The sequence below is a fragment of the Ferrimonas kyonanensis DSM 18153 genome, assembly GCF_000425405.1.
GTDB classification, from domain to species: domain Bacteria; phylum Pseudomonadota; class Gammaproteobacteria; order Enterobacterales; family Shewanellaceae; genus Ferrimonas; species Ferrimonas kyonanensis.
The window spans coordinates 22,707-49,512 of sequence record NZ_AUDJ01000015.1; the positions used below are offsets into that span (position 1 = coordinate 22,707).

Below are 26,806 nucleotides of genomic sequence, written 5' to 3' on the forward strand. Positions count from 1 at the left end.
GCCCTTATATTAGTTATTCTTGATTTGAATCAGTGCGTTCGGTTTGTTTTACGTTTTCCTCGGGCACCTGCCAGCCGCCCAGGGACTTCCATTTGTTAACGATGTGGCAAAACAGTTCAGCGGTACGTTCGGTGTCGTACAGGGCGGAATGGGCCTGTTTGTTGTCGAATTCGACTCCGGCAGTGCGGCAGGCTTTTGCCAGTACGGTTTGCCCCAAAGCCAGGCCCGACAGGGAGGCGGTGTCGAAGGTGGCAAAGGGGTGGAAGGGCACACGCTTGATGCCGCAGCGATTAATGGCGGCGTTCAGAAAGCCGTTGTCGAAGGCGGCGTTATGCGCCACAACGATAGAGCGGTGGCAACCGGCATTTTTCTGGGCCTTGCGGACCGCTTTGAAGATCTCGTGCAGGGCCTCTCTCTCGGAAACGGCACCGCGCAGTGGATTGTGGGGGTCGATGCCATTAAACTCCAGCGCCGCGGGTTCGAGATTTGCGCCCTCAAAGGGTTCGATGTTGAACTGCAGGCTCTGAGCCGGCTTTAACCAGCCATCGGCATCCATTTCCAGCATCACAGCCGCAATTTCGAGTACCGCATCGGTCTGAGCATTGAAACCGGCGGTTTCAATATCGATGACCACCGGGAAATAGCCTCGGAAACGGTTTACAAGTAAGTTTTCTGGATTGGTTGTGGTCATGCCGCTAGCTTTGAATCATTTTGGGGGCGCAATTATCGCAAAGCTCAGCGATAATGCAAAAGCTTTAAGTGGTTGCAGAATAGCCTAAAGCTTATTTAGGGTCGGCCGATACAGGGTGTAGACGAGACAGTTCAGGACATGTGGATGCAGTTAAAAAGAGGCGTTGCCATCATTTCAGCTTTGCTTTCTTGCTCCGCTTACGCGGGAGTGAGGAACTACGTGGCGTCCATTGAGCAATCTCACTGGAGTCTGGCGACCTCTAACCCATTGCAGTGCACCCTGAAGCACACCATCCCCAATTTTGGTACCGCCGTCTTTAACAGCAAGGCCGGTCGTTCTACCGATCTGGGATTTGTGTTGCAGATGAAGCGTAAGCCGGAGCGGGCAACCCGAGCCAGCTTGCGTTCGGTGGCGCCCTCCTGGCGCCCCGGTGTGCCGGCTAGGGACATCGTCTCGGTAACCTACCAGGCCCAGTATGACGCCGAGGTGCCTAAGCAGGCCGCCTGGGTGATGCTGACTGAGCTGGAGCAGGGGATGCAACCGACGTTTTTCTACCAGGATTGGTATAACCCGTTTGATCAGGTGGCGGTGTCGCTGAACTCGGCCAATTTCCAGAACAGTTATTTTGAGTTTGTCTCCTGCATCGACAGTCTGCTGCCGTATAGCTTTGAGGACATCGCCTACACGGTACTGAACTTCCGTGATAAAAATGGCAACCTGACTTCAGATTCCCGCCGCAAGCTGAGTCGAATCCGCGAATTTTTGGCCTACGATCCAACCCTGGAGTTGGTGCTGATCGACGCCTATACCGACAGCTTCGGCTCCGAAGACACCAATATGGCCATCAGTAACGAGCAGGCGGATAAGTTGCGCCAGTTTTTTGTTGATGCCGGCATCGACGACGATCGCATCGTCAGCCAGGGCCATGGTGAAAAGCGCCATATTGCCACCAACGTCAGCAGCCGCGGCCGAGCTCAAAACCGGCGGGTGGTGATTCGCATGGAACGTTGATCTGGGCCCGAAAGAGAAATCTGGCGACCATGGGGTCGCCTTTTTTGTGCCTGGTGCTTTCCGTTGACGGCATCGAGAGCCTGAGCCCGCCACTGCCGAAGTTTATGGCGAAGGCGAGTCATACAGGAAAGCGCCAAGCCACACCGGCCCAGGTTCGGCCCGAACAGAGATAAAAAACCCCGGCACCAGGCCGGGGTTTGGGGTCAGGCAACCGAGGGGATTTAGGCTGCCTGGACTGGACTGGCCGGTTGATGATCGACCTTCTGAGCTTTCAGCTCTTCAGGGTCGAAATCAGACACGTTGATGGTTTCCAGTCGACCGGTTTCGGCATCACGCAGCAGTTGCGCTTCCTCTTCGGTCAATACATTCAGCTCAAGGCCTTTGTCAGCCACTTCATGCAGCTTCCAGAACGGCAGACGGGTACCGGCGGCTTTGCACACCTTGTCGAACAGCGGTTCGGCGGCCAGGATGTTGCGCAGAGTCTGCTCCTGACGACCAATCGGGTTGTTCGGGTGCGCTTCCAACCATTGACCGGCAATCAGGCGGTCGCGAGCGGCACACGGGGTTTGCAGGATCTTGGCGATCTTATGATCCAGCTTGTCAGACGGACGCTTCAGCGGCTTGCCAAACGGGAACATGATGAACTTCAGCAGGCCGCCAAAGGCGGGGAAGTTGTCCAACAGTTCATCCAGAGACAGTTGCAACTTGTGCAGGCTGTCTTCGACCGCCCACTGCATCAGCGGGATGTCGTCGGTCTGGCGACCGTCGTCTTCGAAGCGCTTAAGAGTGGCCGAGGCCAGGTACAGCTGGCTAAGCAGATCCCCCAGGCGGGCAGAGACACGCTCTTTCCGCTTCAGGTTGCCGCCCAGCAGGGCCATGGCCAGATCCGACAACAGAGCCAGGTTAGCACTGAAGCGGTTCATGTGCTGGTAGTAGCGCTTGGTGGTATCGGAGTAAGGCGCACTGGAGAAGCGACTGCCGGTCAGGCCCAGCCAGAAGCTGCGGACGAAGTTGGTGAAAACAAAGCCGACGTGACCCCAAACGGCACCGTCAAACTCGTTGAGGCTGCGCTCCTGATCTTTATCGAAGGCGGCTTCCATCTCTTTCAGTACATACGGGTGGCAGCGAATGGCACCCTGACCGTAAATCACCAGAGAACGGGTCAGAATGTTGGCCCCCTCCACGGTAATGGCGATGGGCGCACCTTGATAGCCTCGTCCCAGGTAGTTATCCGGACCCAGACACACCCCTTTACCGCCGTGGATGTCCATGGCGTCGATGATGCACTTCTGCATGCGATCGGTGAGGTGCATCTTAACGATGGCGGAGATCACCGATGGTTTCTCGCCCAGGCCCAACGCGGTGGTGGTCATGGCGTTGACCGCCTCCATCAGGTAGGCGTTACCGCCGATGCGGGCCATTGGCTCTTCAATGCCTTCCATCTTACCGATGGGGGTCTTGAACTGGCGACGAATGCGGGAGTAGGAACCGGTTGCCGCGGCAACGGTCTTGATGCCACCGGCGGAGTTGGAGGGCAGGGTGATGCCGCGTCCGACCGACAGACATTCCACCAGCATACGCCAGCCTTTACCGGCCATCTCGGTGCCACCGATGATGAAGTCCAGCGGCATAAACACGTCGGTGCCCTGAGTTGGACCATTCTGGAACATGGTGTTCAGTGGGAAGTGGCGACGACCAATGATGACGCCTTCCATATCGGTAGGCACCAGGGCACAGGTAATGCCGATCTCTTCCTCGTCACCAAGCAGGTGGTCAGGATCGCGCAGTTTAAACGCCAGACCCAATACGGTGGCCACAGGCGCCAGGGTGATGTAGCGCTTGTTCCAGGTCACCTTCATGCCCAGAACCTCTTTGCCTTCCCACTGGCCTTTACAGACCACACCGTAGTCTGGAATCGAGCCGGCATCGGAACCCGCTTCCGGGCTGGTCAGGGCAAAACAGGGCACTTCCTGGCCAACGGCCAGGCGGGGCAGGTAGTGGTCTTTCTGTGCTTCGGTACCATAGTGCTGCAACAGCTCACCAGGACCCAGAGAGTTAGGTACCCCCACGGTGGAGGCCAGCACGGAATCGACACCGGCCAGTTTCTGCAGAACCTGAGACTGGGCGTAGGGGCTGAATTCCAGACCACCGTACTTCTTCTTAATGATCATGGCGAAGAACTTGTTGTCCTTCAGGTACTGCCATACCTCTTCCGGCAGATCCGCATCCTGGTGGGACACCTGGAAGGCGTTCACCATGCGTGAGACCTCTTCCACCGGACCGTCGAGGAACGCCTGCTCTTCAGCGGTCAGACGGGCCACCGGGATTCTGTGCATCTTTTTCCAGTCTGGAGCGCCTGAGAACAGGTCTGCATCCCACCAAATGGTACCGGCTTCAATGGCATCCTTCTCCGTTTGCGACATCTCCGGCATCACTGAGCGGAACGCTTTCAGGGCCGGCTGGGTCAGCAGGGAGCGACGCAGCGAGGTGACGTTGAATGGGATAAACAGGATGGCAAAGATAAGCCAGGTCAGGGTACCAACGATACCGAGCCCGGTACCGATACCGAGGGCAGCTGCGGCTGCCAGGGTGAATAGGGTCAGCGAGGCACGTTTATAGATGAGCCCCCCTAAAACCACAATAGAGGCAATGCTCCAAACTAGGGTAGTCACGTTAATTCTCCTTGTGTCACCCGCCTGAGAAACCCTCAGACAGGTTTGCTCTCTGTCACAGTATACGGTCTGGTCTGACCTCTGTCACATAAAAGTAAACGCTCGTTTAAATATCTTCAAGGTTTATTTATCCATAAATATTCACTTTGCTGTAAAACCGTGTTGGGGAATCTGTGCTAAGGGCCGTGGATTCTGGGGTGGCGACAGTTTGAGCGTTTGTAGCCGCTTTGGGTGCAGTGGCGTGAATTTGTGGTTATTCTTCTTCTATTAGAGAGTGATACGGACGAATCCATGTGTGAGTTGCTGGCCATGAGTGCCAACGTACCGACAGACATTGTGTTCAGCTTTACCGGGTTGGTGGAGCGGGGCGGGGTCACCGGTCCCCATACCGATGGCTGGGGCATTACGTTTTATGATGGCCCGGGCAACCGTACGTTTCGGGATTGCCAGCCCAGCTGCCGGTCTGAGGTGGCCAGCCTGATCAAGGAATACCCCATCAAGAGTAAGGCGGTGATCAGTCACATTCGCCAGGCCAACCGCGGCCGGGTGTCGTTGGAGAATACCCACCCTTTCTGTCGTGAGCTGTGGGGGCGCTACTGGACCTTTGCCCATAATGGCCAGCTCAGTAATTACACCGACAAGCTGAAGCCCAAACGGTTTCATCCGGTGGGTAAGACCGACAGTGAACTGGCGTTTTGCTATTTGATGGACCGGCTGGCCCAACGCTTTCCGGAGAAACCTAAGGACATGCGGCAGGCGTTTCGCTTTATGGCCAACGAGGCCACAGCGCTGGGCAAACTGGGTGTCTTCAACATGTTGCTCACCGATGGTCGCTACCTGCTGGCGGTGTGCAGCAATAATTTATGCTGGATTACCCGTAAGGCTCCGTTTGGCGAGGCCAAGCTGATCGATACCGACATGGTGATCGATTTCACCAGTGAAACCAACGAAACTGACATCGTGTCGGTGATTGCCACTCGTCCCCTGACCCACAATGAGCAGTGGCACACCATGGTGCCCGGTGAATGGCAGCTGTTTAAGGACGGACTGCCGGTGGCGGCGTCCCGGCCTCGCTGAAGGTCAGCCGTTCCAGCCTCAGTTCCGCCTGAACATCGCCATCTTTGTACTGGATTAGCCTGGCCAGTACATGGTGGTATTCCAGCGCCAGCCACAGATAGGTCTGACGGCTGCTGCCTTCGCCACGATCCCTGGCCACTTTGATGGTGTCCAGGGTGCCGAACGGCAGCGTCAGTGTCTCCTTACCCACCACTTTATAGCGGTAGTCCCGTTCTTTGTTCTTGTAGACGATGGGGTACAGCATGTCGGTGTCCCCTCGGGCAACGTCCAGCCGCAGCTGCAACTGATAGCTAAGGGGATCGAACCTGGGTTGGCTCCAGGGCAGCTGTTTGCGTTCATCCCGGTATTGGGCCTCGATGCGTTGTTGCTGCCAATCAAAACTGATGCTGGCACTGAAATCCGGACCGGTTCCTGAGCGTGTCATGTGGTATTGCCAGGGCATCAGGGTGGTGTCATTGACCCTGAACTCGCTGGTCTCGGTACGGGTATCCGATAAAAATAGCCAACCCACTTTGCTTTGGTAGCCCAGAGAGTAGATCCCGTCCTGCTGCTGTTGCAATTGGTAATAGCCGCTGCCTAACTGGGAGTCGCCCCGCCAGACTTGGTAATCCGCCCGGTAGGGCAACAGCGGGTTGGCGGCGGCGCCGGCGGAAAGGACCAGCGCCATTAATGGCCAGATTCGCATCGGCTCTCCTTGGTGAAACGGAACAGACAGTGTTGAGTGTAGAGCAGTTCTCTGTTCTCAATGAGTCGACCCTGCCACTTGGTGATTAAAACGGCAGTTGCCACAACAGCTCGGCCAGATCCGGTTGCCACTGGTATTCCGACATTTTTACCCGGCCGTTGCGGACCATCACGCCCTCTTCACGGAGTCGATATTGCTGCTCCTGAAAGCCGGGGCTGCCTGGCGGCAGGGAGATTTTACCGGCGGCATTAACGACCCGGTGCCAGGGCAGTGTCAGGGTATCCGGTGTCAGTCGCAGGGCTTTGCCCGCCAACCTTGCCCGCCCGGGCAGTCCGGCCAGATCCGCCAACTGCCCATAGCTGACCACCTTACCCGCCGGCACCAACTGGCAGACCTGCCAGATACGCTGCTCCTTACTCAGGGCTGGGGTGTCGCTCATGGTCCGTGTCTCGTACTGATTGCTGGAGGTGAAGCTGCAGTGTACTGAATTTCTGATGGCTTTTCAGTGTGCCTGTTCAGGCAAGGAAAGAGGTGGGGCGCCATCGAGTCACGGTGGTTGGATCTTAGTGCAAAATCGTTAATACTGTATATGTGTACAGTTGTGGCGAAAATCATGCTAAAACCCGTTGATTCATTATTGCAGCGAGACGATCTGTGGCTGGCCAGTCAGTGGCAGCAACAGCAGGGGGGGATTGCCACCGGTTTTGAGGCGCTGGATCGGTGCTTGTGTCATGGGGGCTGGCCCGACAAGGGCGTGCTTGAGGTATTGATGGCAACGCCGGGGGCCGGCGAATCACTGTTGTTGCAGCGTTTGTTGTGTCCGGGAGAGGGCCAATGGTTGTTGTTGGTGTGTCCGCCTTATCTGCCCTATGCCCCGGCTTGGATGCAGCAGGGGATCGACCTGGCCAATGTGGTGTGTCTGACGGATCTGGATCGCAAAGAGCAGTTGTGGGCTGCGGAACAGGGGTTGGCCAGTGGCAGTTGTCGGCGGGTTTTGTTGTGGCTCGATGCATTGTCAGTCAGTGAATCCCGGCGTTTGCAACTGGCGGCCGAACGAAGTGGCAGCGTGGCGGTGGTATTTCTCCCTCAGGAGGCCGAGCGTGACAGTCATCCGGTCAGCCTGCGGGTTCGCTGGGCGTTAGAAACCGGCGGAGCGACGCTGCAGATCCTCAAGCAGCGTGGCGGTTGGCGTCAGCCCCAGCAGTGGCTCAGTGTGCAGCCGCAAGGGTGGCACCTGCCGAAGCGGCCGCCGGCGGCAACACTGTTTCAGGGGCCCTGGTGATGCTGTGGCTGGGACTGCATTTTGTCGATCTGGCGTTGCACTACCAATTGCAGTCGCACCCGGAACCGGCGGCCGCCGCCCTGATCAGCGGCCAGCCGCGGCGGGTACGTCAGTGCAACGATGTGGCGCAGACACAGGGCGTTAGCGTTGATCAGAGTGTGGCTACAGCCACCGCCCTGTGCCCGTCATTGTGGCTGCTGGAGCCGCTGGCGGACTCGCAAGAGGTGTTGCTGGAGCTGGCTCAGTGGGCCTATGGCTTCAGTGGCCGGGTGGTGCTGGTGGCGCCGGATTTGCTGCTGCTCGAAGGCAGCAGCATGCTGCGCCTGTTTCAGGGCCTGGATGGCTGGCGTCAAGCGATCAACCGGGGGCTGGAAGTGCTGGGGCTACCCTATCAGCAGGGGCTGGGGCTGACGCCGCTGGCGGCGACGGTGCTGGCTCGCCAGGGGCAGGATGGCAACAGCGACGACCCTTGTCGGCTCGCTGCCTTGTTGCGGTCACTGCCGGTGACGGCGTTGCAGTTGCCAAATGATTGCGGTGAGCGATTGATGCAGATGGGCATTCAGCAGGCCGGGCAACTGCTGGCTTTGCCCCGGGCGGAGCTGGGTTCCCGTTTTGGTGCCGAGTTGTTGCTGCACTTGGCACGATTGCAGGGAGAGTTACCGGATCCCCGCCCTGAGTACCAACCGTCGCCCCAGTTTCAGCAGAAGCGGTTGCTGCTGGAAGAGGCGGAGCAGGCGTCGATGCTGTTGTTTCCCCTGCAAAGCATGGTGGCGGCACTGGCGGAATTTCTACGTCAGCGGCAGTTGGCATGCGGTCAATTCAGCCTGAGCCTGAGTCACCGTCAGGGGCCACCCACCCGGGTGGTGCTGCGCCCGGCATTTGCCGAAAGTCAGCGCCAGGCCTTGTTTAAGCTGCTGCAGCTGAGGTTTGAGCGCCTGACTCTGTACCAGCCGGTTACGGAGTTGCTGTTGCAGAGTGAACAGTTGAGTCCGGTGAACCTGACGAGTGAAGGGTTAAGCGAAAACGGTCAGCCATTGATGGCCAGTCAGCAGCCGCAGCGGCAGTTGATCTCGCAACTGAGCGCCCGCTTGGGGGCAGAGCGGGTTCGGGGCATTGCCACCGTGGATGAGATTCGACCTGAGCGGGCCTGGCGCTGGGCCGGCTTGGGGGAGGGCAGTGAGTCGGTGGCGTCGCGGCCTCGGCCGCCGTGGTTATTGCTCGAGCCCCAGGCGGTGACCCGACAGCAACTTCAGTTGCACCAGGGGCCGGAGCGGTTGGAGTCAGGCTGGTGGGATGGGGAGCCGGTGTGCCGGGATTACTACCTGGCTCAGACCGGGGATCATCGTTGGTGCTGGGCGTTTCGTCAGCACGACGGCTGGTTTATCCATGGGTGGTTCTAGTGGTGGACTACGCTGAGCTGCACTGCCTGAGTAACTTCAGCTTTCTACGCGGCGCCTCTCATCCTCAGGAGCTGGTGGCGGAGGCGGCCCGTCAGGGGTACCGAGCCATCGCCTTGACTGATGAGTGCTCTTTGGCGGGGATCGTCAAGGCCTGGGAGGAAGCAAAAACCCATGAGATTCGGCTGCTGGTGGGCAGTGAGTTTCGGTTGCCGGAGGCCACGGTGGTGGTGCTGGCCCAGAGCCGCCGAGGCTATGGCCAGCTGTCGGCATTGATCACCCGCAGCCGCCGCCGCAGTCCGAAAGGACACTACCAGATTCATTGGGCCGATTTCGACGAGCGTCTGAGTGAATGCCTGCTGTTGTTGCTGGTGAATGCTGAGGCGCCGGAGTCGGCTCTGGATCCCATCTGCCAGCAGCTGCAATCGGAGTTTGTCGATCGCTGCTGGCTGTTGCTGGAGCGCCATTTTTGTCCGCAGGATCAGCGCCGGTTGCACCTGGTGGAGTCGTTGTCACGGCGTTGGTCATTGCCGCTGGTCTGTGCCGGAGGGGTACGTATGCACCGTGCGGAGCGGCAGCAATTGCTGGATGTTCTCAGTTGTGTGCACCACGGCTGCACCTTGTCGCAGGCCGGGTGGCGATTAAGTGGTAATGCCGAAGCACACATCAAATCGTTGCCAGCCCTGGCCCGGCGTTTTCGCCCCCAATGGCTGGCAGCCACGATGGCGATCGCCGAACGGTGTCAATTTGAGCTGGAGGAGCTGCGCTACCAGTACCCGGCGGAGGTGGTACCACAAGGGATGACGGCGTCGGCGTACCTGCGTCAGCAGGTGGCCGTCGGGGCTCAGCGGCGCTACCCGCAGGGGGTTCCGCCTCAAGTACAGCGGCAGATTGAGACTGAGCTGGCGCTGATTGATGAGCTGCGTTACCACTATTTTTTTCTGACCATCTACGACATCGTCCGCTTTGCCAAGGCGCAGCGGATTCTGCATCAGGGGCGGGGATCGGCCGCCAACTCGGTGGTGTGTTACTGCCTGGGGATCACCGAGGTGGATCCGGTGCAGGTGAACCTGTTGTTTGAACGCTTTATCTCCCGAGAGCGCAATGAGCCGCCGGACATCGATGTGGATTTCGAGCATCAGCGCCGCGAGGAGGTGATTCAGTACATCTATAGAAAATACGGTCGGGAGCGGGCGGCGTTGGCGGCCACGGTGATCAGTTATCGCTTCAAGAGCGCTCTGCGGGATGTGGCCAAGGCGCTGGGACTGGATGAAGGGTATCAGGACTACCTGATTAAGCACGTGGATCGCCGCGATGGCAGCAGCAGTTGGCAACAGCAAACCCAGGCGCTGATGCAGGGCCGGGACACTCCCGCCGGTGCCGCGGCTTTTCTGGTTCCCTTGGTGGAGACGCTGTTGGGGTTTCCCCGCCACCTGTCCCAGCATGTGGGTGGTTTTATCATCTCCTCGGGCCCGCTGTCTGAACTGGTGCCGGTGGAGAACGCCGCCATGGCCGAACGCACCGTTATCCAGTGGGATAAGGATGATCTGGAAGCGTTGGGGCTGCTGAAGGTGGATGTGCTGGCCCTGGGGATGCTCAGTGCCATTCGCCGCTGCTTTGATCTCATCAGCCAGTGGCAGGGGCAGCCCTATGGCATGGACGATGTGGTGCGCGAACAGCCCCAGGTGTATGACATGCTGTGTCGTGCCGACAGCATCGGCGTGTTTCAGATTGAATCGCGGGCACAGACCAACATGCTGCCTAGGCTGCGCCCCCGTTGTTACTACGATTTGGTGGTGCAGATCGCCATTGTCCGTCCGGGGCCGATTCAGGGGGACATGGTTCACCCCTACCTGAGGCGGCGTCATGGCCAGGAGCCGGTGTCTTACCCCAGCGAGGCGGTTCAGCAGGTGCTGGAACGTACTTTGGGGGTGCCGATTTTTCAGGAGCAGGTGATCAAACTGGCGATGGTGGCCGCCGGGTTTTCTGGCGGGGAAGCGGATCAGTTGCGGCGGGCCATGGCCAGTTGGAAGCGTCATGGTGAGTTGGACCAGTTTGAGAAAAAACTGGTGGAGGGGATGGCCAGCCGGGGCTATAGCAGTGAGTTTGCTCAGCAGGTGTTCAACCAGATCCGCGGCTTTGGTGAATACGGCTTTCCTGAGTCCCATTCCGCCAGTTTTGCGCTGCTGGCGTACGTGTCGGCGTACCTGAAGTATCACTATCCGGTGGCGTTTTGCTGCGCCTTGCTCAACAGTCAGCCCATGGGCTTCTATACCCCGTCGCAACTGGTTCAGGATCTGCAGCGTCATGGTGCAGAGGTGCTGCCGGTATCGGTGAATCACAGTGATTGGGACCATCGGTTAGAATCCGTTGCCGGTAAACCGGCGTTACGCCTGGGGTTGCGATTGGTGAAAGGCCTGGGGGAGGACGCCGGGCAGGCGGTCGTGGCCCAGCGGCCAGGGCTGGGGTATCAGGACAGTCAGCAACTGGTGGCTCTCAGCCAGCTGGATCGAGGCAGCCTGGAGCGCCTGGCCAGTGCCGATGCCCTGAAATGCATGAGCGGTCACCGCTATCAGGCCCGTTGGCAACTGGCGGCAGTGACCGAGCAACTGCCGCTGTTCGGAGAGCAGCCGTTGTCTACCGAGGTGGCGTTATCGTCGCCAGGAGCGGCCGAGGAGATGCTGGCAGATTTCCAGCAGCTGGGGCTGACCCTGGGACAGCACCCGATGGCGATGTTGCGCCAGCGTGGGCAGTTGAGTGGACAGCGCACGGCAGAGCAGTTGCTGGAGTGCCGGCATGGGCAACTGGTGACCCTGACCGGTGTGGTGGTGGGGCGGCAACGACCGGGTACCGCCAGTGGCGTGACCTTTATCACCCTTGAAGATGAGACCGGCAACGCCAACGTGGTGGTCTGGGCCGGTACTGCCCGGGCTCAGAGGCAACCCTATCTGACAGCTCGATTGTTGCAGGTCCGAGGAGTGGTGGAAAAAGCGGGTAGGGTGGTGCACCTGATGGCAGGCAAATTGACTGACAAAAGTGAGCTGATTGACAATTTCAAGGTGAAATCACGAAATTTTCGTTAAGAAATGGTGTTCACTATTCGATCATTGACTGCAATTGATAAAAAAATCGCCAGATGGTTTGTAAACCCAAACATCCTGAGTATAATTGATATCGATAGCAGGTAATACGGATTGCCTGTGCGTTTGATTTAGAAAGAGTTAGATATGTCTGAACAAGTTACTGGTACAGTTAAGTGGTTTAACGACGAAAAAGGATTTGGCTTCATCTCTCGTGAAGATGGCAAGGATGTGTTCGTGCACTTCTCTGCTATCCAGGGTAATGGACGCCGTACTTTGGTTGAAGGTCAACAGGTTACTATGACCGTGACTCAGGGTCAGAAAGGCCCTCAAGCAGAGAACGTAAGCGTTATCTAACACTTACAAAAGATTCGAGGCCCTTGCCGTATGGCGAGGGCTTTTTTTTGTCCGTTTTTTGGTCTCGTAAACACACTCGGATCCCCCGACCAGATGGAGACTGGTGCCGATCTGGCAGATACTTACTGCCATGGCGTGTTGGTCATCGGCTTCGAGGCCGAGAGCCGTCATGTCGAAGTTGGTGGCAGCATGAGGAGGCGGACATGGCGAAGTGGTTGCTCTGGATTGCGGCACTGCTGCTGTCAGGTTTACTGGTCACCATGGGGTATTACCAGTATCGGGACTGGCACCATCCTTACCGTGCCATTCAGGTCAGGCAATTGCCGCCGCCGGACCTCAAGCCAATGCTAAGCATCGACACCCACCTGGCACTGACTCCACGACCCCAGGAAACCTACGCGTTTCCTATTCCTCTAGGGAAAGTCGGCCCCGCTGAGCCCCTGTATGCGGGGGCCCGTCAATACCCGTTTTTCTGCATGACGCTGGCTTCCGGGCTGGGTCAGCCCCAGATTGACAACCATCGGGGGCAGGGAGTCGCGGTGTTTAATGATCGCGGCGGGCAACTGGGTGACACCATTCTGGGTTACAGCCGCGATTGTGGGCTGCCTTCGGTTCTGAATTACTTTTACCTCGACCTAAATGGGGTCCTGCGGCCCTACTTGCCAGGAAGCCCGGTGCCGCCGGAGCAGGTGGCACAAACGGAGATTAACGGTCGCTCGGTGGCGCAGATCTACCGGGTCGAGAGCGGTACCATCAACCGCTATATCTACCACATCGCCATGTTGGCGACGCCGGACATCGCCAGACAACAGGCCCCCTGGTGGAACCGGAAACTGATTTATCAATTTCATGGTGGCAGTGGCATCGGCTTTCGTCAGGGGCGGTTAAAACCGTCGAAAATTGTCCGTAAGCGCCTGGAGCAGTTGCAACAAGGCTATGCGGTGATCAGTTCCACCGGCAATAAGACCAGTTACACCTACAACATGGTTCGGGCCGAGGACACCGCCCGCAGGGTTAAGCGCCAATTTGTCTCCCTGTACGGCCAGCCCAGCTACACCATTGGCATTGGCGGTTCCGGCGGCGGACTGAGTCAATATCTGATGGCGCAAAATCGCAGCCAGGTGTTCGACGGGGCACTGGCCTTGTACGCCTACCCCGACATGGTGACCCAGGCGTTGTATGGTTTGGACTGCGACCTGTTCAACACCTATTACGCCTTTCGCAGCCCCACTCGGCATCGTTGGCAGGACTTTGATAACCGCACCGAACTCGAGGGGCTCAATGCGGCCGCCGGTTTCAGTCAGCGAGCCCCGTTTCTGGAGCCGTTGAACCAGCTGCTCCATGGGCGCTGGCCCAGTTGGCCTCAGGGATCCAGCGAGTGCATCAATGGCTGGTTTGGCCTGTCGGCACTGATTCATAACCCCAGGCAGGGCTATATTCGGCCGATGTTCAGTGACGCGATTGATCGGCAGCAGCATTGGAGTTACTGGGAAGATCTGGTGCAGATTTTTGGTCGTGATCAACACGGTTTTGCCCGCACGGCCTGGGGCAATCAGGGGGTGCAATATGGCCTACGTTCATTGCGGCAGGGGCGGATTTCGGTGGCGGAGTTTTTGCATCTGAATCGACACATCGGCAGTTGGCAGGAAACCGGGGTCATGAGCCGTGAGACCATCTGGACGCCGCTGGGGATGAGGCTGCCGTTGTGGTTGTCGCTGTGGGGTAATCACAACGTCACCGAAGGAGCGCCGGCCCCACGTCGGCAGCCGGATCCCTATGCGGTGGAGCGCGCCTACCGCACCGGTCAGGTGTTTATGGGCGCCAACCCCATTCCAGTGATCGATCTGCGCCATTACCTGGAGGAGCGGCTGGATATGCATCACCTGTCTGCTTCCTTTGAAGCTCGGGCCCGCATCCTGGATTGGCACGGCCATACCGACAACCAGGTTATCTGGGTGTCAGACTATCGCTACACGCCATTGAAAGAAGCGTTTGACGCCATGGAGTTGTGGTTGCAGGCCAGGCTGATGGGGCAGCCACGACCCGCTCATATCGAGGACCAGTGCTTCGACGCCGACGGGCAGGTGCTGCAGCGGGGGGACGGAGTCTGGGATGGGCAATGGAATGGCCGCCAGCCGGGGGCGTGCAGTCAACGCTATCCCCACTTCAGCAATGCCCGGGTTCAGGCTGGTGGTCCCTGGCAAGGCAGCGTGTTTCAGTGTCGGCTGTTGTCCGTCGACGAGGCCGTGGCTCAGGGCCAGTATGGAGAGGTCGCCATGACCCCCTACCAGGCCCAGCTCAGGCAGGTGTTTCCCGACGGGGTCTGCGATCTGGCCGCTGGCGATGCCTTGCGGCCACCGGACTTGACCCCGGCGGCAGGGTTCTAACTGGAGGGGATGACGTAGGCGGCGATGGCCACGCAGTGGCACACGGCGCCAGCCAACACACACAGGTGCCAGATGGCGTGAGTATAGGGGGTCTTCTTGGCCACATAGAATACCACCCCGCCGCTGTAGCACAGGCCACCAATCCACAGCAGGTGGAAACCGGCACTGGGCAGAACCTGATACAGCGGGTAGATCACCAGCAGGCATAGCCAGCCCATCACCAGATAAGTGGTCAGGGCCAGTTTCTTGAAGCGATTGATAAAAAAGGCCTTAAACACCACTCCGGCGATGGCCATGGACCAGATGATGGCCAGAATCATATCGGCTTTCCAGCCCTCGAGGCTGATGGACATCATCGGCGTGTAGGTGCCGGCAATCAGCAAATAGATGGCACAGTGATCCAGCCGTTTGAATACCTTCTTGGCGCGGGGGTTGGAGATGGAGTGGTACAACGTCGAAAACAGGAACAGCAAAATCATGCTGGCGCCGTAGATACTGACGGCGGCAATGTCCCAGGCAGACAATACCGGAATTCCCTTGGTGAGCATCAGGGTGAGGCCGACGATGGCGGCGGCAACCCCCAAACCATGGGTAATGGCGTTGGCGATCTCTTCTCCTTGGGAGTAGGGCATAGCGGCTGAAGCCATAGGGTTCCTTTGCGGTTGCTGCATAAAAAGTCCGACCAGTGTAGCAGGAGATTATTTAAGCGTACACATGTACGCCTAAAAATTTTATGGCGATGGTCAGCCTGTGTATCAACAACCGAATAGGTTCTCACAGACTGCGGCCTTAGAGGGGCCATGATGAAGTGAAAGGGCGGGATTTTCCAGTCTGCGGCAGGGAAGTTGGTGCGGTGGCAGCTAAAGCTGCCACCCAGGGACATTACTGAACCACTTTGGCCATCTGCAGCAGTGACAGTAACTGGTCTTCTTCCAGTTCAATTCGAGGCTGGCCTTTGCTGGCCATTTTAAGCGCCTGTTCAAAGTCGTGCTCTTTGCGGATCAAATAGGCGGCGATGGCACTGACGGTGCGTTTTCGACCGTCGTTGCAGTGGATGGCCACCGCACCGTCAAAGCGGTCGATGAACTGCTCCAGCTGTTGCAGTTGCTGAGGGCTGACGGTCTGACCGTCTTCGGTCGGCAGCCACAAATAAGGAAGTTGCCAGTTGTGGTACAGCTGGTGATTGTCTTCGCTGTCCAGCAGCGAGACCACGGCCTGGAATCGTGATTTTGCCAGGGTGCCCAGCTCGTGAGTCTGTGGCTTGCGCATGCCGGCAAGGCGACCCGGGATAACCCACCAGGGAGTCAGGGTGTCAGTATGTGTCATGGTGCTCTCCTGTAGTCGTCAGTGAGAGTAGTGTAGGAAGTTTACCGGGCACAGGTGAAAGGAAACCGATGGATTTCGGCGTTTCGTTCAGACTCAATTAAGCTGGATGAATATCGCTTTATTTTGGGTTAAGTGCGCCTAAGTTTAGCGATAATGCTTCGATCTCCGATAACGCAATGGACACGACTGGCAACCTGAACGTAACCATCGCCGCTTAAACTGTACACAATTGCACCGTTTTGGCCCACTGCCTTCGAGCGAAGGTAATGGGCCAGAAATGAGCAGGAATTCAGGATTGATCGGAGCCCAGATAACGGTACAGGAACGCGCCTAATATTGCCCCAACAATGGGGGCCAGCCAGAACAGCCACAGTTGAGACAGGGCCCAGTCACCCACATACAGGGCCACACCGGTGCTGCGAGCGGGGTTTACTGAGGTGTTGGTGACCGGGATGCTGATTAAATGGATCAGGGTCAGGCACAGGCCAATGGCGACGGGCGCAAGTCCTGCCGGTGCCCGGGGATCGGTGGCGCCCAGTATGACCACCAGAAAGACCATGGTCATCACCACTTCGGTGAGCAGCGCCGCGCCCAAGCTGTATCCCCCTGGGGAGTGGCTGTCATAACCATTGGCGGCAAAGCCGGCGCTGACATCAAACCCTGGCGCGCCGCTGGCGATCAAAAACAGCACTCCCCCTGCCACCAGGCCGCCGGCGACCTGGGCCAGAATGTAGGGCAACAGGGCGCTGGCTTCAAAGCGGCCGCCGGCCCACAGTCCAATGGATACCGCCGGATTCAGGTGGCATCCCGAGATGTGGCCCAGGGCAAAGGCCATGGTCAGTACGGTTAAGCCAAATGCCAGCGACACACCCAGCAGGCCAATGCCCACGTCGGGAAAGCCCGCAGCTAATACGGCACTGCCGCATCCGCCAAGAACCAGCCAGAAGGTACCGATGAATTCTGCACAATAGCGTTGCATGCTTTACTCCATGTCTGTCTTAGGGGGCGCCATGCCAATTCGTTAGTAACTGTCGGGTACACAGGCAGTTACCTATGAATAGCGGGCGTTCACAGTGTAGACCAGAGCGGACAGGGCTGCTTTTTAGGGGGGCTGGATTGGGGCAGGGGGTTGGGCCGAAGTCAGGCTTCGGCCCCAGTGTTTAATGACGGAGTTTGCCGACCAGGTGAGCAATGGCCACCAATATAAAACCGGCAATCATGCCGATGAGGCCGTTCAGCAGGGCGGGTACCAGCGCGGAGGCGATATGGCCAACGGCGGGGATCAACGCGGTTTCGGCGGCGGCCTCGGAGATCCATTCGCTGAACAGGTGTACGCCGTGACTCAAGATGCCGCCGCCGACCAGGAACATGGCAATGGTGCCGATCAGCGACAGGGATTTCATCAGTTTCGGGGCGGCGGCCAGCAGCAGACGGCCAAAAGACTGGGCCACAGAGGTGGAACGTTGGCTCAGGTACAGGCCGGCATCGTCGATTTTCACAATGACCGCCACCAGCCCGTAAACGCCGATGGTCATCAGAACGGCGATGGTGGACATGGTGGCCACCTGGGTCATAAACGGCGCGGCGGCCACGACCCCCAGCGTCAACACGATGATTTCTGCAGACAGAATAAAGTCGGTACGGATGGCCCCTTTGATCTTGGTTTGTTCATATTGTTGCTGATCGTCACCACTGAGATCCGGTGCCTGGCGATGGCTCTGCTTGGAGACCATCTCCAGCACTTTTTCCGCGCCTTCGAAGCAGAGGAACAGGCCGCCAAGCATCAACAGTGGGGTTATCAGCCAGGGAATAAAGGCACTAATGGCCAGGGCGGCGGGCACCAGAAAGCACTTGTTCACTAGCGAGCCCTTGGCCACGGCCCAGATCACCGGCAGTTCGCGGTCGGCTTTGACTCCGGAAACCTGTTCGGCATTCACGGCCAGGTCGTCGCCGAGCACGCCAGCGGTCTTACGGGCGGCCACTTTGCTCATAACGGCAACATCGTCCAGCAGGGACGCGATGTCATCCAGAAGGGTTAATAAACTGGCTCCGGCCATTTCGGTATCATCCAATACAAAATCAGTAAGTTAGCCAAACAGGATAGGCCCGACTCCGGCGGACTGCAACTGCCTAATCGCTGGGTTGGGTGTCAATGGTCACATAACATACTGCTGCCTGAATGCCTTGGTTGCCAAAGAAGGTCAGCCAACGGGTCTGGTTGTCTCTCAGGGTGTCGCCGGGACCTTTGACCTCCAGCCACAGGTGCTGATCATCCCGGGTCAGAAACAGGTCTGGATGGCCGCTGCGATTGGCGTTGAGATCAAACAGCAGTCGCCGAAAACAAGCGGTCAGCTGTGGTCGGCTCAGGCGAGTTAGGGCCGACTGGATCAGCGGTCGGTTGATTCTGTCCCAGTTGACCCAGTAGTTGGCAATTCCCCGTTTTTGATCGTAAGTCTCCAGTAGCTGTGCGGGTTGCCAGTGGCACAGGAGGTGATCGATGAGGTCGCCACGGGCCTGATGGAAGCCGGGACTGAACATGTCTTTGGGGCCCAGCTGATAAGGATTGAGAAAGGCGCCTCGGACTGGCGCGAAGATTGCTGGCCAGAAAGCCAGGCCAAACAGCGCGTTGAGCAGGGCGTTCTCACTGTAATCTGCCTGCCAGCCCAGACTCCGGTAGTGCTCCGCAACCAGTTGTTCAACTGGCAGGTCTTTGTCCCTCAGGCTCAGGGTGTGCTGCTGAATTTGCGGAGCAACCGGCTGCGGAAACGCGAACGGCGCAAGTCGGTTCAGTTTTTTCCCCAACCGCCGGGCGACGGTCAGTTCCTGTTCGTTTTGTGGGCTGTCGAGCATGGCCTGCACCAGTGGGCGGGCCAGGTGTGGCGCGTCGGCGCTCAGGTGCAGCCTGGCCTGACGCTCGCGGCTGGGGGCGAGCGGACTGTGCTGATACAACGCCAATGCACGCTGCGGTTGCTTGGCGCGTTCAAATTCGCGGGCAATCTCCAGCAGCAGTCGCTGTCGTCGTCGCTCCCACTTGTCCCAGGGCAGGGGCAAAGGCAGATCGTCGATCAGGGCCAGAATCGCCGCTCGGTCTTTTTGCTCGACGGCCTGGTGGTAACGCTTGTTCAGTCGACTCAGGTGTCGGGCTGCCTCCAATTGCGGCCGCTGTTCAAAGGCGTTCAGGCTGGGATCCAGCGAGTAGTCTTCAAATACCTGAATGCCCAGATCGCTGACGACGAACTGGGCCAGATCCTGATGCGCATTGCCAAAATAGAGCAACAACAGGGTCTCCAGTAGCTCCGGTTGGCTCAGGGCGATCAACGGCATTGGGGGTAAGGGAAGGGCTTGTTGGTCAAGCAGCACCACTAACTGGGGTTTTCGCAGTTTCTCCTGCCCGCAAGGGGCATGATGGAGTAACTCAGCTTTGGTTACCCAGGGCGCCAGCTGTGACCAGTCGTGGGGCTGAAAGCTGTGGATCATACCGGCATCTCGCAGGAGGCTGATGGCACCGGCGAGGTCGTCGATCTCTGGGTAGCGGAGCTTATCGGTACGAAATACCGGGCCTTTTCTTGATAGCAGTCGAACACACAGGCAGCGCGCCGGGTGGGGCAGGGCATCGAAGTCTCGAATCCAGCCCAGTTCGTCGTCGCTCAGCAGCGCTTGGTAGCGACCCCGCACGTGGTTCACCATGCGAGTGAAATTACCGAGGTAGTAGTCTTGAGGTAGATCCGGTTGTGGGGCTGAACTCACGCGCAATGCTCATGCTGATCGGCAGAGCCTTAACCATACCGAAGCGGTGGCCCGGCGCAACTGTTCAATGTTGGTGACGGGCCACGGGGTCGTTGCTCCTTTATAGGTCGGATTGCTGGTAGACCGGCTGACCGTCGATGTAGGTGGCCAATACCTGGGTCTGCCAGATCTGCTCCACCGGCACGGTGAAGTAGTCGCGATCGATGAGGATAAAATCGGCGCGCTTGCCCGGATCCAGTGATCCCAGCTCATTTTCCTGAAAGCTGGCATAGGCGGCGCCGAGGGTAAAGCCATGCAAGGCTTGTTCACGGCTCAGGCTTTGTCTCGGGTACCAACCTCCCTCAGGGTGGCCTTGATGATCCTGGCGAGACACCGCCGAGTACAGTCCCCAGAAGGGGTTTGGCGACTCGATGGGGAAGTCGGAACCGGCGGCAAAGGGGATGCCTTTGTTGATCACGGTCTTCCAGGCATAGGCGCCGTGAATCCGCAGTGATCCCAGTCGGTCTTCGGCCATGTTCATGTCGGAGGTGGCGTGGGTGGGCTGCATCGAGGCAACGATGCCGGCGGCTTTGATGCGGTCAAAGTCGCTGGGTTCGACCACCTGCAGGTGTTCGATGCGGTTGCGCTGCTCTGGTTTCCCGTAGGCGATCATCGCCTCCAGCACCTCGCGGTTGCCACGGTCGCCGATGGCATGGACATTGGCCTGGAAGCCGCGGTTGATCACCCCTTTAATTCGCCGTTTGAGCTCTTTAATCGGGTGAATCAACAGCCCCCTGTGGCCTTTCATGTCACTGTAGTCGTCCAGCAGGGCGGCGCCGCGACTGCCCAGGGCGCCATCGGCATAGAGCTTCACCGAGCGGGCGATGAGTCGATCGCCGAAGTAGGGGCCTGGCATGCGGCTGAGGGTGTCCAGATCCGACACCATGGCGTAGATTCGAATGGGCAATTGCTGTTGCTGATCCCACATCTGGTACATCTGCAGGGTCTGATGGTTGACGCCGGCATCGTGGACACCGGTGAGTCCAAGTGACGCCAGTTTACGGGTGGCAGAACGAAATGCCGCCTCGGTTTCGTGGGGTTCTCGCGGCGGCAGGCGTCCTTCCACCAGCCCCATGGCGTTGTCGATCAGGATGCCGGTTGGCGAGCCGTCGGCATTTCGCAACAGTTGCCCCCCTTCAGGGTCGGGGGTGGTGGGCGTGATGCGGGCCAGCGTTAATGCCTGGCTGTTTCCCCAGCCGGCATGGCCGTCCACCCGCCTAAGCCAAACCGGCCTTTCCGGTACTACGGTGTCCAGATCGCTGGCGGTGGGAAAGGCGGTATCGGGCCACAACTCTTGGTTCCAGCCTCGGCCTCGAATCCAGGTCAGGTGAGGGTGAGCATCGGCGAACTGGCGCACACGCTCCAGAGCGGCTTGTTTGCTGGTGATGCCACTGAGGTCTAGGTCGGACTGCAGGTAGCCCAGCCCCATAATATGACCATGGGCGTCGGTCAACCCTGGCAGTAGGGTGTGGCCTTTGCCATCGATAATCCGATCCGGCGAAAGTCCGTTGAAGCCGTCTCGTGCAGCGGTGACGACCACCTTGCCGTCGTCGATGTGCAGGGCACCAAAGCGGTGAACTCCCTGCTCGGTAAGGGTGTAGCCATTGACGTTGTTGATTACCAACGAGTCAGCAAGCGATGCGGAAGACAGAGCCAGACACAGGGCTCCCAGCAGAACGCGCATTTCAATTCCTTTTGAATAGAGTGAGTTAGATTTATCTCCTTGGCCGAAGACTACCGTATCAGTAGGGTGCTTGGCCAGGCAATGACCGATATCATGGCTTTGGATTGTGGCTGCGTCGGCGGTCTTGTCAGTTGCGCCGGGCACTGTGGCCTTCGGTTGGGGTTGGTGGAATTTTAATCGCAGGATGGTTGGCTAAAGTCACTGACAAATCAAGGTATTTCCCTTCATTTTGTTGCTTTAATGTTGCATTAACCCATGTTACTGTGTGGGTATCTACCTTTTGGGGAGAGGGTAATTTTGGCCATGATCAGCGATCGGTCGGCCCCTGAATCCGCGGATACGTCGCCATTGACGGAACAGGGATTGCTGGCTTATCTGGACGTGATTCGGCAGCTGTTTGCAGCCACCTCTGACATGATGTGGGTGGTGCATCAGGGACGATTTATCTGGTGTAATTCGGTGGCCGTCCGTCAACTGGGGTTCGATGACGCCTCGGAATTGCTGGGGCTAAGCCCGGCGGAGATCTCCCCAGCCTTTCAGCCCAATCACACCTCGTCTGAAGACCTGGCTCAGTCGATGATCGACTCGGCAATCAAGTACGGTTACCACCGTTTCGAGTGGGTTCACCAGACCCGCAGCGGTGAGCCGTTGATGTGCGAGATCACCCTCAACGCGGTACCGGTAGGCAGCGGCATTGCCCTGTTGGCCATCGGCCGTGACATCAGCCTGATCAAAGAGGTGGAAAACAAACTCCGAGCTTCAGAGTTTACCGACACGCTGACCGGCTTGCCCAACCGCGCCGCCCTGGTGCAGCACATCGGTCAGCAATTGGCGATTCATACGCCGCAACTCAGCCTGGTGTGCATCGGGGTCAATAACTTCAAGCGGGTAAACGAAGAGTTTGGATTTCGCATTGGCGATAAGGTGCTTAAGGCCTTGGCGTCAACCCTGACCAGGGCTGTTGGCGACAACGGCTATCTGGGGCGATTCGATGGGGACACCTTTCTGGTGGTCCTGACCGAGGATGAGCCGCGGCGGTGTCGAGCCTGGGCCGAGCAGGTGCTCGGTCAGCTTGACACCGTCGTCGAGGTCGATGGGGTCGAAGTGCGCACCCAGTCCAGTATTGGCATCAGCCACCTGTGTTCTGAGGTGTGCACCACCAAGGGCATACTGCATCGGGCCGAGATGGCGATGTTCCAGTCCAAACGGTTGGGAACGCAACAGGTGCACAGTTACAGTGAATCTCTGGCCGATGAGATGGCACAGGAGAAACAATTACTCAAAGAGATGCGCCGGGCCATCGACAAGCAGGAGTTTTTTTTACTGTTTCAACCGGTGTTTCATCTTGGCAGTGGCATGGTGACCGGTGCCGAGGCGCTGATCCGTTGGCGCCACCCCGATCGTGGTGTACTCACTCCCGATGCCTTTATTTTACAGGCTGAAACCAGTGGCCTGATCGTTGAGATTGGCCAGCAAGTGATCGAGATGGCTTGCCAGCAGATGGCGCTCTGGCTCGAGCACGGCTTGCCATTGCAGCAGGTGAGCATCAACATTTCGGTGAAACAGATTGAAACCGGCGAACTGGTGGAAAGTTTGCTGGCGGCGTTGAACCGAAATGGGATTCCGCCTGAATGTCTGGAGATCGAGGTCACCGAAACCATGTTGCTGCAGCAGGGCAAGACCATCGCTTCGCAGCTATGGCGGCTGCGTCAGGCGGGGGTAGCCATCGCCATCGACGATTTTGGTACCGGATACTCCTCCTTTGGCCGCTTAAAGACCCTGCCGGTGGACAGGGTTAAGATTGATCGCAGCTTTATTTGCGAACTGGAAACCGATCAACGTAATGGCGCCATTGTCCAGTCGATCATCGCCCTGGCTCATAACCTGGAGATGGTGGTAACCGCAGAAGGGATAGAAACCGATTTTCAGTACGAGTTTTTGCGTAGCCATCAATGTGAGTCCGGTCAGGGGTATCTGGTGAGCCCGCCGGTGGCGGCGGTGCGGTTTGAGCACTTGGTGCGACAGCGCTGGCAGGCATTGCAGAGCCGCAATTAAAAAAAGAGACCCGAGGGTCTCTTTTTTGGGTTTAGTGGGAGGGCTGAGCCACACCCGACGGTCGCGACTGCTGCCAGGAACGGTACATCGATGCCGAGGTATAGAGCACCACAAAGGCCACCAGCCATTTGAGCATCTCTACATCCATCGATTTCACCAGCGTGGCTGCCAACACCACGGCCATCGGGCCGGTGACGGCGACGGCCATCACCGCCTTGGCATCGAAGGCGCCGTTACGAATGAAGGTGCCAGCGGAGAAAAAGCTCAGCACGGCACAGGATCCCATCATGATGGGAAAGGCAGCGATGGGGTTCATTCCCAGCAGATACACCAGCGTCATGCATGGAGCATAGAGGCCGACGCCAACGCTCATCAGGGCGCCAAAGACAAAGTTGCCCACTAAGGCAACGGCCAGCTTGGCACCGCTTAGACCCATGGCCTCGCCTCCTACCGGAAACCACCCCAGCAGGCCGGCAAAGATCAGGGCGGCCACGATCAGCAGGGCGATGCACATGATCAGCCGCACCAGTTGCCGATCCAGTCCCGAGACCCACTTGGCACCGATGCCGGCCCCCAGGGCTGCGGCGGTCATCATGCCGATCAGCGTGGTGGGGTCAACGTCCACGGCACCGATGAACAGCAGTGCCTGGGCTACTGTGGGCAATACGCACTGGCCGTTGAGTGTGCCGGGCAGTAGCCGGTCATCCACCATTTGAAACTGTTTATAGAAGGCGGTCTTAATGGCAAAGCTGCCTACCCCCAGGGTGTCCAGAAAGTTTGCCAGTGCGCCGACGGCACCGACTTTCGCCACCGACGTCGACGGTTTGAGCTGTCCGCCGCGACGCTGTTTATTAAAGGCGTGAAACAGCATCCAGCAGTAGATGAGGCCGCCTGCCACGAAGACGACCTGAAGCGATAGGGCCAGCATAAGGGTATCCACAGAACAATCAGGGCGGGGATGCTAACAGGTGAGCAAGGCCCCGGCCAGACTGGGATAGCGGCTTTTACTCTATTTTATGAGTTTGGTTCACGCGCGTAACATTGGCGTAATGGCTTCGATCAAAAATCGAATACGAGTTGGTAACGGTTGGTGCCGTCGTTGCACCAGATAGATGGACTCCGACACCGGACTGGGCAGGGCGTGGACCGCGATCTCTTCGGGGCGGGCAAAGGCGGCGACGGCGTAACGGGGCAGAACGGTAAAGCCCAGGCCGCGGCTGACGGGTTCGAGAATCATGCTGATGTGGTTGCAAAAGCCGCGTTTGGGCAGTTGTGACAACTGTTGGTATTGCTCAAAGTTACTGCCCAGCAGCATGCCAGCGTGGTGGCTGCCGTCGGGATGATCGATGTAGCCCAGGGTTAACAGGGTGCCCCAGTCTGGCGCCTCTATGTCGGCCGGGGTTACCAGGAACAGGGGTTCTTCGGCAAAGGGGCGATAGGCCAGATCCGGCTTGTCGCCGGGACGGGTGATCAGGCCGATATCGAGCTTTCGCGCCACCAGGTCCCGTTCTACTCCCTCGTTAGGGGCAAAAGTGTAATCAATGCTCAGCGACGGGTGCTGCTGTTGCAATGACAGCAGTTCCGGGTAGAGCTTCAACCCCAGGCTGCCCGGTGAGGCGAAGCGCACCGGGCCATTGAAGGGATCGTCCGTCGACAGTTGTTGCTCGAGGCCAGACAGCTCTGCCAGGGTGCGTTGGGCTTGCTGGTACACCTCGCGGCCAGCCTGGGTCAGGCCAAAACGTTTGCCTTCGCGAATCAGCAGCGACTGGCCAAAATGCTGTTCCAGTTTTCTGATGTGTTGGCTGACACCGGGTTGGGTCATGGCCAACTTGTCGGCGGTGTGGGTGAAATGACCGGTTTCCACCAGGGTAACGTAAGTTTGTAGCCAGTTGAGGTTGAGCATAGGGCGCCGGAATCAGGAATTCGTCATTCCATTATATTATCAATTAGTGATTTTTTCATAAGTTAGCTTCGATGTCGCCTCCACCGCCCCTGGCGTTGACGCATTGCCGTAGCAGTGTGCAAGCGGGCGAGAGCGGGACACCGACACTGGCTCACTAACCGTAGACGAAGTAATTGATGACTAGGGCATTGATGATGTCGATAAAAAAGCCGCAGACCAAAGGGACAATAATAAAGGCCCGGTGAGCGGCGCCGTATTGTTGAGTGACCGCAGTCATATTGACGATGGCGGTGGCGGTCGAGCCAAGGGTGACGCCACCGAAACCAGAGCAGATGACTGCGGCCTCGTAATTTCGGCCCATCAGTCGGAACACGATAAATACCGTAAAGGCCACCGACAGGCACACTTGCAGGCCGATCACCGCACTCAGATAAGCCAGGTTGCCCTGAAGCTCCCAGATTTTCAGGCTCATCAGCGCCATGGTCAGAAACATACCCAAGCAGATATCCTGGATCAGAGACAATCCCTTGGTGGCGTCTTCGACGTAGCCTTTTCGGACCAGGTTGTTGCTCCTGGAGAGCAGCGCGCGTCCCAGGTTACCCAGTACAATCCCCGCCATCAGGCAGGAGACAAACAGAGGCAGGCGTACCCCGACACTCTCGAGGGTGGCATTCAGCAGGTAGCCGACGATCAGCGAAATATTCAGCCACAGCCAGGCGCGCAGCACGCCGAAATAGTCGACGGTTACCCGGTTGTCGCTGCCATGGGCGGTACCGATGTCCAACTCCTCCTGGCTGCCGGTAGTCAGTTTATGACGGCCGATGAGGTAGCTGGCGATCGGACCGCCAATGACGCAGGCTGAGATCAGCCCCAGGGTATTGGAGGCGACCCCCAGCTCCAGGGCGTTGGCGATGCCAAATTCTTCCACAAAGGTGGGGGCCCAGGCCATGGTGGTGCCAACACCGCCGGTCAGGGATACCGAGCCAGAGAGTAAGCCCGCCAGTGGGTCTAAGCCAAAGGCGCTGGCGACGCTGACGCCGACCAGGTTTTGCAGCACAATAAACCCTGCCGCCAGACCAATGAGAATCGCCAACGGCCGGCCTCCCTGTAGCAGCGTCTTAAAGTCTGCCTTAAGGCCGATGCCGGCAAAGAAATACAGCAGCAGGGCGTCGCGCACCTCCATTTCAAAGCTCACTTCGACTTGAAAAATCGCGAATAATAGCCCGGTAATGGCGGCACAGATAAAGCCGCCAACCACGGGTTCAGGGATGCTGTAACGCTGTAGGGTGGGGGAAGAGGCGATCACCGATTTGCCGATAAACAGCGCCACAATGGCCAGAGTAAAGGTGATAAATTGCGGGATTAGAACGGGTTGCATTGGCCGGGCTCCGAAATGGCAGACCATATCACTAT

General features: G+C 58.2%; 21 protein-coding genes. 8 read left to right on the top strand and 13 right to left on the bottom strand.

Annotated features, from left to right (window positions below; translation table 11 throughout):
* Positions 1–13: 13 nt before the first annotated feature.
* Entirely contained in the window at positions 14–691 is a 678-nt protein-coding gene (gene rnt / locus H598_RS0106985; protein ID WP_028112383.1) for a ribonuclease T, read from the bottom strand.
* A gap of 219 nt (positions 692–910) precedes the next feature.
* On the opposite strand from rnt, the gene H598_RS0106990 reads away from it, so the two are divergent.
* Positions 911–1,702: a flagellar protein MotY gene (locus H598_RS0106990; RefSeq protein ID WP_245595569.1), complete on the top strand. Its 792-nt coding sequence runs from the start codon at positions 911–913 to the stop codon at positions 1,700–1,702.
* 221 nt (positions 1,703–1,923) lie between these two features.
* Here H598_RS0106990 and fadE read toward each other — a convergent pair whose 3' ends face one another.
* Positions 1,924–4,374 carry an acyl-CoA dehydrogenase FadE gene (fadE, locus tag H598_RS0106995; RefSeq protein WP_028112385.1) on the bottom strand — a complete coding sequence of 817 codons (2,451 nt, stop codon included), beginning with the start codon at positions 4,372–4,374 and terminating at the stop codon, positions 1,924–1,926.
* A 291-nt stretch (positions 4,375–4,665) separates the two neighbouring features.
* On the opposite strand from fadE, the gene H598_RS0107000 reads away from it, so the two are divergent.
* Complete coding sequence (locus tag H598_RS0107000; protein WP_028112386.1) at positions 4,666–5,451, top strand: class II glutamine amidotransferase; 786 nt, start codon at positions 4,666–4,668, stop codon at positions 5,449–5,451.
* Here the strand turns inward: H598_RS0107000 and H598_RS23590 are convergent.
* Complete coding sequence (locus H598_RS23590; protein ID WP_084144363.1) at positions 5,411–6,136, bottom strand: DUF3108 domain-containing protein; 726 nt, start codon at positions 6,134–6,136, stop codon at positions 5,411–5,413. The genes H598_RS0107000 and H598_RS23590 overlap by 41 nt on opposite strands.
* A gap of 85 nt (positions 6,137–6,221) precedes the next feature.
* Positions 6,222–6,575 (bottom strand): MGMT family protein, encoded by a 354-nt coding sequence (locus H598_RS0107010; protein ID WP_028112387.1) that lies wholly within the window; start codon positions 6,573–6,575, stop codon positions 6,222–6,224.
* A 174-nt stretch (positions 6,576–6,749) separates the two neighbouring features.
* Here H598_RS0107010 and imuA point away from each other — a divergent pair, with 174 nt between their 5' ends.
* From imuA to H598_RS0107035, 5 genes are all read left to right on the top strand, one after another.
* Positions 6,750–7,418 carry a translesion DNA synthesis-associated protein ImuA gene (gene imuA / locus H598_RS23595; RefSeq protein WP_169629230.1) on the top strand — a complete coding sequence of 223 codons (669 nt, stop codon included), beginning with the start codon at positions 6,750–6,752 and terminating at the stop codon, positions 7,416–7,418.
* Positions 7,415–8,818: a Y-family DNA polymerase gene (locus H598_RS0107020; protein ID WP_156896957.1), complete on the top strand. Its 1,404-nt coding sequence runs from the start codon at positions 7,415–7,417 to the stop codon at positions 8,816–8,818. Before imuA ends, H598_RS0107020 begins: the two co-directional genes overlap by 4 nt.
* Positions 8,819–8,820: 2 nt before the next feature.
* Positions 8,821–11,898: an error-prone DNA polymerase gene (locus H598_RS0107025; protein WP_084144376.1), complete on the top strand. Its 3,078-nt coding sequence runs from the start codon at positions 8,821–8,823 to the stop codon at positions 11,896–11,898.
* Positions 11,899–12,042: 144 nt separating this feature from the next.
* Entirely contained in the window at positions 12,043–12,252 is a 210-nt protein-coding gene (locus tag H598_RS0107030; protein WP_028112390.1) for a cold-shock protein, read from the top strand.
* Between the two features lie 203 nt (positions 12,253–12,455).
* Positions 12,456–14,639 (top strand): DUF6351 family protein, encoded by a 2,184-nt coding sequence (locus tag H598_RS0107035; RefSeq protein ID WP_028112391.1) that lies wholly within the window; start codon positions 12,456–12,458, stop codon positions 14,637–14,639.
* Here H598_RS0107035 and trhA read toward each other — a convergent pair.
* The 6 genes from trhA to H598_RS0107065 all read right to left on the bottom strand — a co-directional run bounded on the left by trhA (position 14,636) and on the right by H598_RS0107065 (position 21,435).
* On the bottom strand, positions 14,636–15,286 hold the full coding sequence (gene trhA / locus H598_RS0107040; RefSeq protein ID WP_245595570.1) for a PAQR family membrane homeostasis protein TrhA: 651 nt from the start codon (positions 15,284–15,286) through the stop codon (positions 14,636–14,638). The two genes, H598_RS0107035 and trhA, sit on opposite strands and share 4 nt — an antisense overlap.
* 235 nt (positions 15,287–15,521) lie before the next feature.
* Positions 15,522–15,965, bottom strand: a complete 444-nt coding sequence (locus H598_RS0107045) for a protein-tyrosine phosphatase family protein (RefSeq protein WP_028112393.1) — start codon at positions 15,963–15,965, stop codon at positions 15,522–15,524.
* A gap of 289 nt (positions 15,966–16,254) precedes the next feature.
* The gene (aqpZ, locus tag H598_RS0107050; RefSeq protein WP_028112394.1) at positions 16,255–16,944 is read right to left on the bottom strand and encodes an aquaporin Z; all 690 of its coding nucleotides are present in this window, start codon (positions 16,942–16,944) and stop codon (positions 16,255–16,257) included.
* 181 nt (positions 16,945–17,125) lie between these two features.
* Positions 17,126–18,022, bottom strand: coding sequence for a DUF808 domain-containing protein (locus tag H598_RS0107055; protein ID WP_028112395.1), 897 nt, complete (start codon positions 18,020–18,022; stop codon positions 17,126–17,128).
* Between the two features lie 73 nt (positions 18,023–18,095).
* Complete coding sequence (locus H598_RS0107060) at positions 18,096–19,712, bottom strand: VRR-NUC domain-containing protein (RefSeq protein WP_035415624.1); 1,617 nt, start codon at positions 19,710–19,712, stop codon at positions 18,096–18,098.
* 100 nt (positions 19,713–19,812) lie between these two features.
* Positions 19,813–21,435, bottom strand: coding sequence for an amidohydrolase (locus H598_RS0107065; RefSeq protein WP_028112397.1), 1,623 nt, complete (start codon positions 21,433–21,435; stop codon positions 19,813–19,815).
* A 303-nt stretch (positions 21,436–21,738) separates the two neighbouring features.
* Between H598_RS0107065 and H598_RS0107070 the strand changes: the two genes are divergently transcribed.
* Positions 21,739–23,490, top strand: a complete 1,752-nt coding sequence (locus H598_RS0107070) for a putative bifunctional diguanylate cyclase/phosphodiesterase (protein WP_169629231.1) — start codon at positions 21,739–21,741, stop codon at positions 23,488–23,490.
* Positions 23,491–23,521: 31 nt separating this feature from the next.
* Here H598_RS0107070 and H598_RS0107075 read toward each other — a convergent pair whose 3' ends face one another.
* From H598_RS0107075 to gltS, 3 genes are all read right to left on the bottom strand, one after another.
* Entirely contained in the window at positions 23,522–24,418 is an 897-nt protein-coding gene (locus H598_RS0107075) for a sulfite exporter TauE/SafE family protein (protein ID WP_028112399.1), read from the bottom strand.
* A gap of 99 nt (positions 24,419–24,517) precedes the next feature.
* Positions 24,518–25,393: a LysR family transcriptional regulator gene (locus tag H598_RS0107080; protein ID WP_028112400.1), complete on the bottom strand. Its 876-nt coding sequence runs from the start codon at positions 25,391–25,393 to the stop codon at positions 24,518–24,520.
* Positions 25,394–25,547: 154 nt separating this feature from the next.
* Complete coding sequence (gltS, locus tag H598_RS0107085; RefSeq protein WP_028112401.1) at positions 25,548–26,771, bottom strand: sodium/glutamate symporter; 1,224 nt, start codon at positions 26,769–26,771, stop codon at positions 25,548–25,550.
* Positions 26,772–26,806 lie beyond the last annotated feature (35 nt).